Origin of the sequence: Enterobacter sp. BIDMC109 (assembly GCF_001037885.1) — a bacterium.
GTDB lineage: Bacteria > Pseudomonadota > Gammaproteobacteria > Enterobacterales > Enterobacteriaceae > Enterobacter > Enterobacter hormaechei_C.
Map to the genome: position 1 here is coordinate 4,608,370 of NZ_KQ090002.1, position 14,255 is coordinate 4,622,624.

Sequence of the window (14,255 nt, forward strand, 5' to 3'; positions counted from 1 at the left end):
TGTTGTTAATCCCGCCTGAGCAGGATTAACCTTTTAATTTACTTCAGTGCGCCAGGAGAGAAGAAATCCACAATAGCGCCGGTTTTTTGCATATTAAGTGTGGCCTGTTCGATGTTTTGTTGTGCAACGGAAACAAATAACGCATCTAATAATGTAAGCTGTAATATACGCGCGGAGGCGTTGCGCCCTAATAACGGGGTCTCTGGTGCTGGCGAACAAATAATATAATCAGCAAGTTTAGCAATCGGTGAATGGTAGCTATGAGTAATACAGATAATTTTGGCGCCGTTCTTTTTTGCTAACTCAACTGCTGCTTTCACATCACTGGTGCGGCCGGAATGGGAGACCACCAGTACCACATCCCCTTCCTTCAGCAGCGATGCCGACATCATCATAATGTGCGCGTCCTGATACGACTGGCAGCGCACGCCGATGCGTAGAAACTTATGCTGGATGTCGGCGCAAATAGCGTTAGAACCACCCACACCGTACAGATCGCGCTGGTTGGCCTGGGCGAAGAAACGTGCCGCGCGGTGAATTTCATCCACGTTCACTATCGACTGGCCTTCCATAATGGTGCGCAGCGTAATATTGAACACTTTGTTAACCACATCCTGTGGTGCTTCATCAAAAGCGAGTTCCGCAGGTAATACTTGTTCGGATTGCGAGAAGTAGTCGACCAGCGCCGCACGCAGGTTACGGAAACCGCTAAAGCCGAGCAGTTTGGCCACTTTCACGATCATCGCTTCCGACACCATCAGCGTTTCGGCAACGTCTTTAATCGCAGGCGCGCCGCTCAGGTTACCCGGCTGGAGCAGCCAGTCGACGATACGGCTTTCGTTGTCGGTCATGCCTTCCTGCTTCATGCGCAGGTACGGTGCAAGGCCAATGCCGTTAGGCAGCTCTTTTTTAAATTCTGACTGACTCATCGCTCTCTTTTGTCCTTAAAAATGAAGACGACACTATATCACCACACTCTGGCATGAAAATATGCTGGCAACTTCACAATGTTTGAAAATTCATAAAGTTTTATTGTCTGTGAAGTTTTGATGGGCGGTTGCTTTAGGATGACCTTAAAAATCAATAATATAATTATGAAACGTTAACGGATTTTAATGCATGCCGTAAGAAATATACCGTCATGAGAGAGTTGAAATGTCAAAGGCAGGGGTGTAGAACACGCGCAGAACTCGATGGTTTTGAGGTTTTATTGCACAACTGACCGGTCTTAAATCACAACTCCATCGAGTTCGTAAAGTTAACCCACGATGAGGTTTATTATGAAAAAGATTGCATTTGGCTGCGATCACGTAGGTTTTATGCTGAAAGAGGATATTCTGGCCCATCTGCGCGCGCGTGGCATCGACGTGGTGGATAAAGGCACCTGTTCCCCGGAGCGTACTGACTACCCGTATTATGCCAGCGCGGTTGCACAGGCTATTATCGATAAGGAGGTGGATGGCGGCATCCTGATCTGCGGAACGGGGGTAGGGATCTCCATTACGGCCAATAAGTTCCCGGGCATCCGCGCAGTGGTCTGTAGCGAACCTTATTCAGCTCAGCTTTCAAGGCAGCATAACAACACGAATGTGCTGGCATTTGGTTCGCGCGTGGTCGGACTGGAGCTGGCAAAAATGATCGTCGATGCCTGGCTAAATGCACCGTTTGAAGGGGGACGACATCAGGCGCGAGTCGATGCGATAGGGGCGATTGAACAGGCCAGGAATTGAGATTCCTCCGCTACCCCGGTTCCCTGCCATTCATTACCGTAAGGCCAGTTCACCTGCGAGTCTGGCCTTATGAAACGTTACTCTACCGCTCTGTTATTGGGTCTGCTGACTTTAACCAGCCAACTGGCGCATGCCGATGTGATTGATGATGCCATTGGCAATATTCAGCAGGCGATCAACGACGCCTATAACCCCGGCAGCAGCCGTAATGATGACGACGACGATCGTTACGATCGCAGCCGTCAAACCGACAGCCGCCAGTACGACGATCGTCGTCGACAGTTAGAAGATCGACGCCAGCGTTTAGACGAGCGTCAGCGGCAGCTGGATGACGATCGGCGTCGGTTAGAAGAGGATGAGCGCCGGTTAGAGGATGATTACGATCGGTGGTAACCCTGGTATTGCAACGCGTAGGCCGGGTAAGGCGCAGCCGCCACCCGGCAAAATTTAATCCAACACCAGCACCATCCCGTCATACCCCGCTTCAATGCCGGACGGCAGCGGGTTATTCATCATCCACACGTCAAACTGATGGCTGATATGCGTCAGGATCACCTGCGGACAGCCAATCACCTCGTTCAGCGCAATCACCGTATTCAAGTCACAATGGTTGCGCGGCGTCTCCGGGCGCGGTTCATGGCTACAGTCGATAATCATCGCCTGCGGCTGATTGTTTAGCAGAAACGTCACCGTTTTATCCGGTAGCCCGGCGGTATCAGAAAGCCACGCCACGCGGCTGTGGGCGGACTCCAGCAGATAGCCAAACGTGAGTTTTGAATGGTTGAGCGGCAGCGGCGTGACCCGCAAGCCCTGAAGTTCAAACATCACAAACGGCTCCACCGTGTGGCTGAAATCGAGAAGGCCCGGATGCCTGAACAGGTCGTCACAGCCTGCGTCGTCCGGCGGACCGTAAACCGGAATGGTCGCTCCCACGCCCCAGCGCAGAGGAAAAAGCCCCTGAACGTGATCCATATGATAATGGGTAAGCAAAATCTGCCTGAAACTCCCCGCGGGCCAGTCGTCCATCAGGTGTGGAATACCCGCGTCCAGCAAGGTGACCGAATCGTTGAATTTCACCGCCGCGCTACAGGGGCGACGGCGATAATTTTCCTGTAAACGCGCCCGTCGGCACGCCGCGCAGTCGCAGCCAAACACCGGCACCAGCTGAGCCCCTCCGGTTCCTGTCAGCGTGATCGTCAGACTCATAACGCACCTCTACAGCGGTTTGGTGAAGCGGAAATGGCTTTGCGTATATCCTTCACGAACATAAAAACGGTGCGCGTCCACGCGCTTCACGCTGGTGGAAAGCTCGGTCAGCTCGGCGCCTGCCTGTCGCGCGACGTCCTCTGCCCAGGCCAGCAGCTGGCTGCCCACTTTTAATCCGCGCGCCTGCGGCATCACCACCAGCTCCTGGATCTCGCCGATCCAGCGGGCGTGATGCAGGTGAAACTGCATATGCAGGCCGATCATACCGATGATCTGCCCGTCCAGCTCGGCCAGCTGGTAACGCATATTGTGATCCTGCAAGTTGGCCAGATACCCGGCGTGAAACGCCTGATGATCGAACTCGGCCTGCTTAAGTTCGCAGATCAGCGCGTAAACGATCGGCGCATCGTCGGCGGTGGCGGGGCGAAGCTGGCAGTCAGGCATGCTGTTTCTCCTTCTGGCGAATAAGCGATAGCAAGGTCTCGACTGACTGTAGCAAACTTCCGTCGTTATTGAGGAGATGGCAACCCGACGGGGTGTAGCGCGCCGCCCGTTCCAGCCGCTGGTCGATCTCGCGCGCGTTTTCGCGCCCCCGCTTTTGCAGCCGGCTACGGAGAACGTCCGGGGAAACCTGCAAACAGACCGGGAGCAGCGCCGCTTCGTACCGGGCGCGAGCCTGCGGGAGATGCGCCCGCGAGCCGTTAACCAGTACGTCGAACCCCGCATGCAGCCAGAGGTCAATCTCAATACCGACGCCATAGTAGTAACCGTTGGCATGCCAGCTCAGCGCCAGCAGGTTTTGTCCGGCGCGGGTAAAAAACTCCTGCTCGCTCAGGGCGATATGGTTCTCGCTTCCGGCGTTGGCATCGCGCGTGATATAGCGGTGCGCGACCAGCAGCTGTGAATGTTCCCGCTGCCGTAACGCCGACAGCAGGCTGTCCTTCCCGGAGCCGGACGGGCCCATTAACCAGATGAGTCTTCCCATCAGAACACCCTTTTTCCCTGACGCCAGACGTGGTCGATATGAATGTGCTCGCCCTTACGGTGGGCGAGCACCAGATCGGCCCGTTTCCCCTCGGCAATTTCACCGCGATCGTGAAGATTAAGCGCGCTGGCCGGGTTTTTCGTCACCAGGCGAATCGCCTGTGGCAGCGTGAAGCTGTTGTTCTCGTCGTCCGCGACGCGGAAGGCCGCGTCCAGCAGGCTGGCGGGGTAATAGTCAGAGGAGAGGATATCCAGCAGGCCGAGCGAGGCGAGCCTGCTTGCCGCCACGTTGCCGGAGTGCGATCCGCCGCGCACGATATTTGGCGCGCCCATCAGGACGTTCATGCCGTGCTTACGCGATGCCTCTGCCGCTTCAAACGTGGTGGGAAATTCAGCTATCACGCTGCCAAGCTGGTGGGATTCGCGCACGTGATCGTGCGTGGCGTCGTCATGGCTGGCCAGGGCAATATTCCGGTCCCGGCACATCGCGGCAATGGAGAGGCGATTCGGCTGCGACCACTGGGCCGCAAGCTGGAGCTGCTCTTCTTCGTAGCGCGCCATCTCCGCCTCGTTGAGCGAATATTTGCCCTGATAGTATTCGCGATACTTTTCAATGTTGGCGAACTGGCGCTGCCCCGGCGAGTGATCCATCAGGGAAACCAGCGAGACCGGCTCGCGGCCCACCAGCTTCTCAAACAGCGGCAGGGTGGTGTGGTGCGGCAGCTCGCAGCGCAGGTGCAGGCGGTGCTCGGCGCGGTTGAGGCCGCGCTTTTGCGTCTCCTCCACGGCGTTGATCATCTTCTCCAGGTTCTCCAGGCGATCGCCGCCGTCGCGCACGTCGCCAATCGCCACCGCGTCCAGCACCGTGGTGATGCCGCTGGCGACCATCAGCGCGTCGTGGCTGCTCATCGCTGAATGAGCAGGCCAGTCCACCTTTGGGCGCGGGGTGAAGAATTTATCGAGATTATCGGTATGCAGCTCAATCAGCCCCGGCAGCAGCCAGCCGCCTTCGCCGTCCATCGCTTCAGGAGTGCGGCTCCGGGTTTCGGCAAAGGCGCGGATGACACCGTCCCGCACCTCAACCGAGCCGTTCACGACCTCATTTTCCAGCACCAGCCTGACATTATTGATAATCATACGTTTGTCCCCATCGGGTGCAGTCTGTCCGCCACGCGTTGGCGTACGGCGTCGTCGTGGAAGATCCCGACGATCGCCGCGCCGCGCGCTTTGGCCTGTTCGATCAGTTCCATCACCGCTGCGCTGTTCTTACTGTCGAGCGAGGCGGTGGGTTCATCCAGGAGTAAAATCGGGTAATCGACGATAAAGCCGCGGGCGATGTTGACGCGCTGCTGCTCGCCGCCGGAAAAGGTCGACGGGGCGAGGTGCCACAGACGCTCCGGTACGTTGAGGCGCGTCAGCAGGCTGGCGGCTTTAGCGGCGCAGGTTTCGCGCGGCACGCCGAGATCCAGCAGGGGTTGCATGACCACGTCCAGGGCGGAGATCCGCGGGATCACTCGCAGGAACTGGCTGACCCAGCCGATCGTCGAGCGGCGCACTTCCAGCACTTTGCGCGCGGGAGCCTGAACCAGATCGACCCATTCATTGTTATGGCGAATATGAATATGGCCTTCGTCCGGCAGGTAGTTGGCATACAGGGAGCGCAGCAGGGTGGATTTTCCGCTGCCGGAATGGCCATGCAGCACCACGCATTCGCCGTTGCTGACCTCTAACGAGGCATTTTGCAGTACCGGCAGGCGGACGCCGTTTTGCTGGTGGAGCACAAAGGTTTTACTGACATTTTCAACGTGGATCATTTTGGCCTCGCGATTCGTTTTGCCGGGTGGCGGCTTCGCCTTACCCGGCCTACGGGTGCGGTGTTCGTTTTGCCGGGTGGCGGCTTCGCCTTACCCGGCCTACGGGTGCGGTGTTCGTTTTGCCGGGTGGCGGCTTCGCCTTACCCGGCCTACGGGTGCGGTGTTCGTTTTGCCGGGTGGCGGCTTCGCCTTACCCGGCCTACGGGTGCGGTGTTCGTTTTGCCGGGTGGCGGCTTCGCCTTACCCGGCCTACAAGGTGCGGTGTTCGTAGGCCGGGTAAGCGCAGCGCCACCCGGCAACCGCGCCCTCAGTTCTGCAATACGGACGACACCAGCAGCTGGGTATACGGATGATGGGGATCGTCGAGCACGCGGTCGGTTAACCCACTTTCCACCACCTGACCCTGCTTCATCACCAGCAAGCGGTCTGCCAGCAGGCGCGCGACGCCTAAATCGTGGGTGACAATCACCACCGCCAGGTTTAGCTCCACCACCAGGCCGCGCAGCAGGTCGAGCAGGCGAGCCTGTACAGAGACGTCCAGCCCGCCGGTCGGTTCATCCATAAACACCAGCTTCGGATGGGTGACGAGATTGCGGGCAATCTGTAAACGCTGCTGCATGCCGCCGGAGAAGGTGGTCGGCAGGTCGTCGATGCGCGAGGCGGGAATTTCAACCTCTTCCAGCCAGTGCTGCGCCGTGGCGCGGATGTTGCCGTAGTGGCGCGCGCCGGTGGCCATCAGCCGTTCGCCGATGTTGCCCCCCGCCGACACCTGGCGGCGCAGGCCATCCATCGGGTGCTGGTGCACCACGCCCCACTCGGTGCGCAGCAGGCGGCGGCGATCGGCTTCACTCATGCCATACAGCGACACGCCCTCATACAAAATGTCGCCATTCTGCGGCGTCAGGCGCGCGGAGATGGACTTCAGCAGGGTGGTTTTACCGGAGCCGGACTCGCCGACAATGCCCAGCACTTCGCCCGGCCACAGCTCAAACGACACGTCGCTAAAGCCTTTGCCCGGCGCATAAAGGTGAGTCAGGTTATTAACCGAAAGCAGCGGTTTCATTGGCTGTTCGCCTCGCTCTGTTGGCGGCAGTAATCGGTGTCGGAGCAGACAAACATCCGTTTGCCCGTGTCGTCCAGCACCACTTCATCCAGATAGCTATGCTTCGAACCGCAGATGGCGCACGGCTCGTCCCACTCCTGCACCGTAAACGGGTGATCGTCAAAATCCAGGCTCTCCACACGGGTGTACGGCGGTACGGCGTAGATGCGTTTTTCACGTCCGGCGCCAAAAAGTTGCAGGGCGGGCATCATGTCCATCTTCGGGTTATCGAATTTCGGGATCGGCGACGGGTCCATCACGTAGCGGCCATTCACCTTCACCGGGTAGGCGTAGGTGGTGGCGATATGGCCGAAGCGGGCGATGTCCTCATACAGTTTGACCTGCATGATCCCGTACTCTTCCAGGGCGTGCATGGTGCGGGTTTCGGTTTCCCGCGGCTCGATAAAACGCAGCGGCTCCGGGATCGGCACCTGGAAAATCAAAATCTGATCTTCAGTCAGCGGGGTCTCCGGTATGCGGTGACGGGTCTGGATCAGCGTCGCGTCTTCGGTTTTTTCGGTAGTATTAACGCCCGTTACGCGCTTAAAGAAGTTGCGGATCGACACGGCGTTGGTGGTGTCGTCGGCACCCTGGTCGATGACCTTCAGCACGTCCGCCTCGCCGATCACGCTGGCGGTGATCTGAATACCGCCCGTGCCCCAGCCGTAGGGCATTGGCATTTCGCGGCCGCCGAATGGCACCTGGTAGCCGGGGATCGCCACTGCCTTAAGGATGGCGCGGCGGATCATGCGTTTGGTTTGTTCGTCCAGATAGGCAAAGTTGTAGCCGCTTAAGCTAGCCATTGGCGCGCTCCCGTTGCAGGCGTTTCAGCAGTTCCAGTTCGGCCTGGAAATCGACGTAGTGCGGCAACTTGAGGTGCGAGACAAAGCCGGCGGCCTCAACGTTATCCGCGTGGGCCAGCACGAACTCTTCGTCCTGTGCCGGGCCTGCAATATGCTCGCCGTAGTCCGGCGCCTGGAGCGCACGGTCAACCAGCGCCATCGCCATCGCCTTGCGCTCGCTCAGGCCATACACCAGCCCGTAGCCGCGGGTAAAGTGCGGATCTTCATTCTCTGGCGCGACAAAACCGTTGACCATTTCGCACTCGGTCATCAGCATTTCGCCGATGTTCACCGCAAAACCCAGCTCTTCCGGCACGATTTCAATGTCGATATAGCCGCTGCGGATCTCTGCCGCGAAGGGGTGGTTGCGCCCATAGCCGCGCTGCGTAGAGTAGGCCAGCGCCAGCAGATACCCTTCATCGCCGCGCATCAGCTGTTGCAGGCGGGACGAGCGCGAACAGGGATAGACCGGCGGCGTGCGGGTGATGTCATCCGGTGTGCTGCCGGTGTCCTCTTCCGCCTTCGCCAGCCCCTGGTTTGCCAGCAGGCTAAAGACGTGCGGGGAGGCATCTTGTTCAGCGTCAGAGACGCTGAGCTGCGGTGTTTCACCGTTCGCCAGCAGAGTGAAGTCCAGCAGGCGATGGGTGTAGTCGTAGGTCGGACCAAGCAGCTGGCCGCCAGGAATATCTTTGTACACCGCAGAAATACGGCGCTCTAATCGCATTTCCGCCGTATTCACCGGCTCGCTAACCGCCAGCTTCGCAAGCGTAGTGCGGTAAGCGCGCAGCAGGAAGATGGCTTCCACGTTATCGCCGCTGGCCTGTTTCAGCGCCAGCGCCGCCAGTTCGCGGTCCGCGATGCCGCCTTCGGTCATCACGCGGTCGACGGCCAGGTTTAACTGTTGTTCAATCTGGGCGACGCTCAGCTCGGGAAGGGCGTCATCCCCCCGGCGTCTGTGCGCCTGCAAGGCATGGGCGGCGGCGATCGCCTTCTCGCCCCCTTTGACGGCAACGTACATCAGCACACCTCCACGTGAGTGGTTCTCGGGATCGCCAGCAGGCGCTCGCCGCAGGTCAGGATCAGGTCGATACCGAGCGGGAACGGATGCGGGCGCTCGGTCAGCTCATGAATGATGCACTCCGGCAGCTGGGGGGCGACCATCCGCTCGTCGGCAATCCCTGCACCCGTCAGGCGCAGCATGCGGCCACCGCTCAGGCTGGAGACCTGCAAAATCAGCGTAGCGCTGGTTTCTGGTGCGACGGCGCTGCCTTCGCTCAGGGCGTTAAGCTGTTCGTGGCTGATTTGCTCGTCGGCCACGGCGAAGACCGCCTGCTGGGGCTGCTCGACCAGCGGCGCGTTGGTGTGAAAGCGCAGGTTCTGGCTGGCGATATCGTTCAGCAATGCGCCTGACAGCCATACCGGGGTGTCGTTGTCCGCCAGCGTCAGCAGCACGCTGGTCGAGGCGAGGTTCAGCGGCAGCCAGCCCTGGGAGAGCTGGTGCAGCGAGACAATGACGCCCGGCTCGCTCATGGCTTTCAGCAGGCGACGGAAACTCTGTTGGGCATCCTGGACGGCCAGGGTAAAAGCAGGTTGAAGCGTCATGCGTTGTCTCCGCGAACGAGCGTAAAGAAGTCGACCCGGCTGGTATTCACTTCGGCCTGACGCGCGGCAAGGCGTGCGGCGCGGTCGGCTTCCAGCGGGGCAATAAGGGTTTCCATTAACGTCTGAAAATGCGGCTGTTCCTGTAAAAGCGCGTCGATCGCTGCGCAGCGTTCGGCGTGCGTTTTGTCGCGCCCAAGTATGTAGCCGTAGCCCAGCGTGCCGCTTTTCAGGCGGATCACCGCGCGGGTGAGGGTGGCATCGCCGGCGAAGAAGCGCTCGCCGGTGCCGCCCATGCGTGCCTGGATCTGCACCAGGCCGATCTCCGGCGCGCGGATCGTGTCGTAGTCCGGCGTCAGGCCGAGCGCGCTCATGCGGGCAGCCAGCGCATCAGGCTGGCTGTGGGCCAGCACGCGCATCCAGCGCTGACGAGTGGAGGTGTCGAAGTGCATTCAGTGCTCCATGGTAAATTCAATCATGTCGGCGCGGGTCAGGCTGACGGAGTATTCCGTTGTGTTGACGTCGCCGTCACGGTGGTTGAGGGTGCGCACGCAGAGCAGCGGGGCCATGTTGGGGATCTCCAGCATCTTGCTCTCTTTCGCCTGCGCGCGGCGGGCGCTGATGCGCGTCTGGGTGCGTTTGAGCGCGATACCCGTCGCGTCCTGAAGAAAATCATGCAGGGAACCGCTGGCGAAATGTTGCAGCACGGGCCAGAGGGTGAGGTCCGCGAAGTAGTGGTCGATCTGACAGACCGCCACGCCGTTCACCCGGCGCAACGTGCGCAGGTGAACGACGTTGTCGCCCTCCTGAATCCCCAGCGCGTCCGCCACGTGGCGGGAGGCGGGGCGCAGGACTGACAGCAGCTTTTCGCTGGTGGGGTGGCTGCCCTGATCGAGCAGGTTCTGGCTAAAACGCGCCTGGGCATTGAGCGGGTAGTCGAACGGACGCATCAGCACCAGCACGCCGACGCCCTGACGGCGCTGGACCCAGCCGCGCTCCACCAGTTGATCGATGGCGCGACGCAGGGTGTGGCGATTCACTTCGTAGCGGTCGGCAAGCTGCTGCTCGGCGGGCAGGTAGTCTCCGCAGCGGTAGTGCGTGCGCAGCTCCACTTCGAGCTTTGCCGCAATCTCTTGCCAGCGGGTGGGGTAACTGGTCGGATGTCTGGATAAGTGCATACAAATCAAAGCCTCGCTTCTCAGATGAAGTGCTTACGCAAACGTTGAGAGAGGAAATCCAGCAGGCTGACGGTGACGATGATGAGCACCATCAGGGCGCAGGTTTGCTGGAACTGGAAACCACGAATGGCTTCCCACAGGGTGACGCCAATGCCGCCTGCGCCCACCATGCCGACCACGGTGGCGGAGCGAACGTTGGACTCGAAGCGGTACAGGGAGTAGGAGATGAGCAGCGGCATCACCTGCGGCAGGACGCCGTACAGGATCTCTTCGATTTTGTTCGCTCCGGTTGCGCGGATGCCTTCCACCGGACCGGGCTCGATGGCTTCAACCGCTTCGGAGAGCAGCTTGGAGAGCACGCCGGTGGTGTGGATGAACAGCGCCATCACGCCCGCGAACGGACCCAGGCCGACGGCGACCACGAACAGCATCGCAAAGACCATTTCGTTGATGGCGCGACAGGCGTCCATCAGTCGACGCATCGGCTGGTAAACCCACCACGGCACGATGTTTTCGGCGCTCATCAGGCCAAACGGAATGGAAAGGATCACGGCGAGGGCGGTGCCCCAGACGGCAATTTGCAGGGTGATCGCCATTTCACCGAGGTAGTCCTGCCACTGGCTGAAGTCCGGCGGGAAGAAGTCGGCGGCGAAGGTCGCCATGTTGCCGGAATCTTTGAAGAGCAGCAGCGGATCCATCTCCGCGCCCTTCCAGGAGATAACCAGCACCGCCAGCAGAACGGCCCAGCTTATGAGCGAGAACCAGCTGCGCTTTGGCGGCGGGAGGGTGATGGTTTGCATGTTTTACTCCGCGGGTCTTTGTGTGCCGGATGGCGCTACGCTTATCCGGCCTACGATCTGTTCTCCCTCTCCCTGTGGGAGAGGGCCGGGGTGAGGGCATCAGCGTGCTCATTTCCCCCTCACCCTAACCCTCTCCCTCAAGGGAGAGGGGACGTAAGTTACTGCACCGCTTTATTCACGCTGGTCATGGCGCCGAGCGCGGCGGTCAGGCGGTCGAGATCGTCCAGCTGCGCCTGAATTTCCGACACTTTGCTGGTCTTCTCTTCTTCCTTCAGACCTTTGTTGTCCTTCACGCCCTGCATCTGCTTGAACAGCGCCAGCTGGCGAATCGGCACCAGTTGCAAATCGCTGGACGCGCGGAACGGCGCCCAGCCCAGACGTGCCAGAACCGCTTTCTCTTCCGGCGTTTTGCCGTAGTTCATAAAGAAGTCGTAGACCTTGTCCTTGGTGTTCTCAGAGAGGTTTTTGCGCCACACGATCGGGTCGCCCGGGATCAGCGGTGATTTCCAGATAACCTTGATTTCCTTCAGCTTGTCCGGCGCGGAGGTCTTCAGCTTGTCGAGGTTTTCAGTGTTGTTGGTGGCGACGTCAACCTGCTTATTCGCCACGGCCAGGGCGTTGGTTTCGTGGCTGGCGTTGACCGTGCGCTTAAAGTCGCTGGCGGAGACGTTGTTTTTCGCGAAGACGTAGTAGCCAGGGACGAGGAAGCCGGAAGTGGAGTTCGGGTCGCCGTTACCAAAGGTCAGCTCTTTGCGTTTGGCGAGCATGTCGTTGAGATTGTTGATCGGGCTGTCTTTGTTAACGATCAGCACGCTCCAGTAGCCCGGGGAGCCGTCTGCCGCAACGGTCTGGGCGAAGACCTGGCCGTTCGCGCGATCTACCGCTTCCATAGCAGAGAGGTTGCCATACCAGGCGATGTCGACTTTGTTGAAGCGCATTCCCTGAATGATGCCCGCGTAGTCCGGGGCGAAGAAGGCGTTTACTTTGATCCCCAGTTTGGTTTCCATATCTTTCAGGAACGGTTCCCACTGCGGCTTCAGGTTTTGCTGTGATTCCGTTGAAATGATGCCAAAGTTCAGCGCTTTTTCCTGTTCCTCAGCGTAAGCAGGGCTTAGCAGGGTGCTGATGCTGAACATGCTGGTGAAGGCCAGCGCGGCAACGGCTTTGTAGTTCATGTCCATTCCTCGTTATGGGGACGTTAAGCAGCCTGCGCGCGCTCTTCGACGCGGTTTACGCTGCGGTAGAGATGATCGAAACGTTCGTTATCAAACTGGTGGCTTGCGCCATCGAAGAACACATTGCCCTGACGCAGGGCGACGATGCGCTCGCAGTAGCGCAGGGCGTAATCCACCTGGTGCAGCGTCACCACCACGGTGATACCGTCGTTCTGATTGATGTCGCGCAGGGTTTCCATCACGATGCGGGCCGATTCCGGGTCCAGCGAGGCGATAGGTTCATCGGCCAGAATGATTTTGGCTTTCTGCATCAGGGCGCGGGCGATGGCGACGCGCTGCTGCTGTCCGCCGGAGAGCGTGGAGACGCGCTGGTGGGCGAAATGCGCCATGCCGACGCGGGTCAGCGCCTGTAAGGCTTCTTGCTTCTGGGATGGGGAGAACCAGCGCAGGCAGGTGCGCCAGAACGGGGTGCTGCCGAGCGCGCCAATCAGCACGTTCTCGAGCACGGTCAGGCGGTTCACCAGGTTGAACTGCTGAAAGATATAGCCCGTCTGAGCGCGGCTTTTGCGAATATCGCTCGCCAGACGCCCCGCATGTTGCACGGTGTTCCCCAGCAGTTCGACGCGGCTTTCCGGCGTTTTGTCACAGGTAATCAGGCCGCTCAAGTGACGAAGAAGGGTGGATTTACCTGAACCAGACGGTCCCAACAGCGCCACCATTTCGCCCTGCTGGACGGTCAGATCAACGGCATGCAGCGCCTTGTTGTGATGGAAGGTTTTGCTCAGTTTCTCGACGCGAATGACAGTTTGCATGTGCCCGGCCTCACGATAAATGTGGCCTCATGCTGGCGCATCAATATGACATTTGGGTTAAGTCTCGGTTGCGGGAATTTGAAGAGTTGAGGGGAGTTTGATGACAGGCGGAGGCAGACTGCCCACCGCCCGAAAATTAGTGCTGCTGCTTAACGACGTTAATCATCCACGGCACGCCGTATTTGTCGGTGACTTTCCCGAATCCGTGCGCCCAGAAAGTCTCCTGCCAGGCCATTTCGACATTGCCGCCATCAGAGAGGTTGTCGAACCAGCGTTTGCCTTCATCCACGTCCTGCGTGTCGAGCACCAGCGTAAATCCGGCGTACTGCGCGCTGCTGCCGGGTGGCAGACCATCGCTCATCATGATATCGCTGCCGGCAATGCGGACGTTAGAGTGGGCGATGGCGGTATCCGGGAAGTTCATGCCTGACGGACAGCCTTCTTCACTGTTTTCGTCTTTGGGCATTTCGCCGAAGGTGATTTTGTAGAGGAGCTCTGCGCCGACGGCCTGCTGATAGAAGGCGGTCGCCTCCGCACAGTTGCCGGCGAAAGAGATGTAGGGACTTAACGGCATAATCTTTACCTCACGTAAGAAAAGCCCGTTAAGTGTAGTTCCCGAACGCCCGGTAAGCGAAGCGTCACCGGGCGGGACAATCAGTTCTTTTTCACGAACTCAGATTTCAGTTTCATCGGACCGAAGCCGTCAATTTTGCAGTCGATATTATGATCGCCTTCAACCAGACGGATATTTTTGACTTTAGTGCCGATCTTCAGCATGGAGGAACTGCCTTTTACCTTCAGATCTTTCACAACGGTAACGCTGTCGCCGTCTGCCAGCAGGTTGCCGTTCGCGTCTTTCACGATCAGCGCATCGCTGTCCTGCGCAGGCTCCGCATCGTTCCATTCATGGGCGCATTCCGGGCAAACGAACATGCCATTGTCTTCATAGGTGTATTCAGAATTGCATTTCGGGCAGTGTGGAAGTTGCATGTTGGTATCCTCAAAAGTGTTAA

The 14,255-nt window shown here is 59.0% G+C and carries 19 protein-coding genes; 2 read left to right on the plus strand and 17 right to left on the minus strand.

What is annotated here, in order from left to right:
* Positions 1–38: 38 nt before the first annotated feature.
* On the minus strand, positions 39–929 hold the full coding sequence (gene alsR, locus SK62_RS21655; RefSeq protein WP_015570213.1) for a MurR/RpiR family transcriptional regulator: 891 nt from the start codon (positions 927–929) through the stop codon (positions 39–41).
* 351 nt (positions 930–1,280) lie between these two features.
* On the opposite strand from alsR, the gene rpiB reads away from it, so the two are divergent.
* Complete coding sequence (gene rpiB, locus SK62_RS21660; RefSeq protein ID WP_023295775.1) at positions 1,281–1,730, plus strand: bifunctional allose-6-phosphate isomerase/ribose-5-phosphate isomerase RpiB; 450 nt, start codon at positions 1,281–1,283, stop codon at positions 1,728–1,730.
* 69 nt (positions 1,731–1,799) lie between these two features.
* On the plus strand, positions 1,800–2,123 hold the full coding sequence (gene yjdP / locus SK62_RS21665) for a DDRRRQL repeat protein YjdP (protein ID WP_017382647.1): 324 nt from the start codon (positions 1,800–1,802) through the stop codon (positions 2,121–2,123).
* A gap of 54 nt (positions 2,124–2,177) precedes the next feature.
* On the opposite strand, the gene phnP is transcribed toward yjdP, so the two are convergent.
* From phnP to SK62_RS21745, 16 genes are all read right to left on the minus strand, one after another.
* Complete coding sequence (gene phnP / locus SK62_RS21670) at positions 2,178–2,936, minus strand: phosphonate metabolism protein PhnP (protein ID WP_032620756.1); 759 nt, start codon at positions 2,934–2,936, stop codon at positions 2,178–2,180.
* 9 nt (positions 2,937–2,945) lie between these two features.
* Entirely contained in the window at positions 2,946–3,380 is a 435-nt protein-coding gene (gene phnO / locus SK62_RS21675; protein ID WP_015570217.1) for an aminoalkylphosphonate N-acetyltransferase, read from the minus strand.
* A complete protein-coding gene (gene phnN / locus SK62_RS21680) occupies positions 3,373–3,924 on the minus strand; it encodes a ribose 1,5-bisphosphokinase (protein ID WP_032104477.1) in 552 nt (183 codons plus the stop codon). The genes phnO and phnN overlap by 8 nt, the downstream gene beginning before the upstream one ends.
* Positions 3,921–5,057 carry an alpha-D-ribose 1-methylphosphonate 5-triphosphate diphosphatase gene (gene phnM / locus SK62_RS21685; protein WP_047718403.1) on the minus strand — a complete coding sequence of 379 codons (1,137 nt, stop codon included), beginning with the start codon at positions 5,055–5,057 and terminating at the stop codon, positions 3,921–3,923. The genes phnN and phnM overlap by 4 nt, the downstream gene beginning before the upstream one ends.
* Positions 5,054–5,734 carry a phosphonate C-P lyase system protein PhnL gene (gene phnL, locus SK62_RS21690; protein WP_015570220.1) on the minus strand — a complete coding sequence of 227 codons (681 nt, stop codon included), beginning with the start codon at positions 5,732–5,734 and terminating at the stop codon, positions 5,054–5,056. Before phnL ends, phnM begins: the two co-directional genes overlap by 4 nt.
* Positions 5,735–6,041: 307 nt before the next feature.
* A complete protein-coding gene (gene phnK / locus SK62_RS21695; protein WP_015570221.1) occupies positions 6,042–6,797 on the minus strand; it encodes a phosphonate C-P lyase system protein PhnK in 756 nt (251 codons plus the stop codon).
* A complete protein-coding gene (gene phnJ / locus SK62_RS21700; RefSeq protein WP_047718402.1) occupies positions 6,794–7,639 on the minus strand; it encodes an alpha-D-ribose 1-methylphosphonate 5-phosphate C-P-lyase PhnJ in 846 nt (281 codons plus the stop codon). The genes phnK and phnJ overlap by 4 nt, the downstream gene beginning before the upstream one ends.
* A complete protein-coding gene (locus SK62_RS21705; RefSeq protein ID WP_032104783.1) occupies positions 7,632–8,696 on the minus strand; it encodes a carbon-phosphorus lyase complex subunit in 1,065 nt (354 codons plus the stop codon). The genes phnJ and SK62_RS21705 overlap by 8 nt, the downstream gene beginning before the upstream one ends.
* Entirely contained in the window at positions 8,696–9,280 is a 585-nt protein-coding gene (gene phnH, locus SK62_RS21710) for a phosphonate C-P lyase system protein PhnH (RefSeq protein ID WP_003860219.1), read from the minus strand. The genes SK62_RS21705 and phnH overlap by 1 nt, the downstream gene beginning before the upstream one ends.
* Positions 9,277–9,729, minus strand: coding sequence for a phosphonate C-P lyase system protein PhnG (phnG, locus tag SK62_RS21715; RefSeq protein WP_032672104.1), 453 nt, complete (start codon positions 9,727–9,729; stop codon positions 9,277–9,279). The genes phnH and phnG overlap by 4 nt, the downstream gene beginning before the upstream one ends.
* Positions 9,730–10,455, minus strand: a complete 726-nt coding sequence (gene phnF, locus SK62_RS21720; protein WP_032672103.1) for a phosphonate metabolism transcriptional regulator PhnF — start codon at positions 10,453–10,455, stop codon at positions 9,730–9,732.
* Between the two features lie 20 nt (positions 10,456–10,475).
* A complete protein-coding gene (gene phnE, locus SK62_RS21725; protein WP_032620758.1) occupies positions 10,476–11,255 on the minus strand; it encodes a phosphonate ABC transporter, permease protein PhnE in 780 nt (259 codons plus the stop codon).
* Positions 11,256–11,413: 158 nt separating this feature from the next.
* Positions 11,414–12,430 carry a phosphonate ABC transporter substrate-binding protein gene (gene phnD / locus SK62_RS21730; protein WP_032104778.1) on the minus strand — a complete coding sequence of 339 codons (1,017 nt, stop codon included), beginning with the start codon at positions 12,428–12,430 and terminating at the stop codon, positions 11,414–11,416.
* Positions 12,431–12,453: 23 nt separating this feature from the next.
* Positions 12,454–13,242 carry a phosphonate ABC transporter ATP-binding protein gene (gene phnC / locus SK62_RS21735; protein ID WP_032104776.1) on the minus strand — a complete coding sequence of 263 codons (789 nt, stop codon included), beginning with the start codon at positions 13,240–13,242 and terminating at the stop codon, positions 12,454–12,456.
* Positions 13,243–13,378: 136 nt separating this feature from the next.
* Positions 13,379–13,816: a VOC family metalloprotein YjdN gene (gene yjdN, locus SK62_RS21740; RefSeq protein WP_032104775.1), complete on the minus strand. Its 438-nt coding sequence runs from the start codon at positions 13,814–13,816 to the stop codon at positions 13,379–13,381.
* 80 nt (positions 13,817–13,896) lie between these two features.
* The gene (locus tag SK62_RS21745; protein ID WP_003860206.1) at positions 13,897–14,232 is read right to left on the minus strand and encodes a zinc ribbon domain-containing protein YjdM; all 336 of its coding nucleotides are present in this window, start codon (positions 14,230–14,232) and stop codon (positions 13,897–13,899) included.
* Positions 14,233–14,255 lie beyond the last annotated feature (23 nt).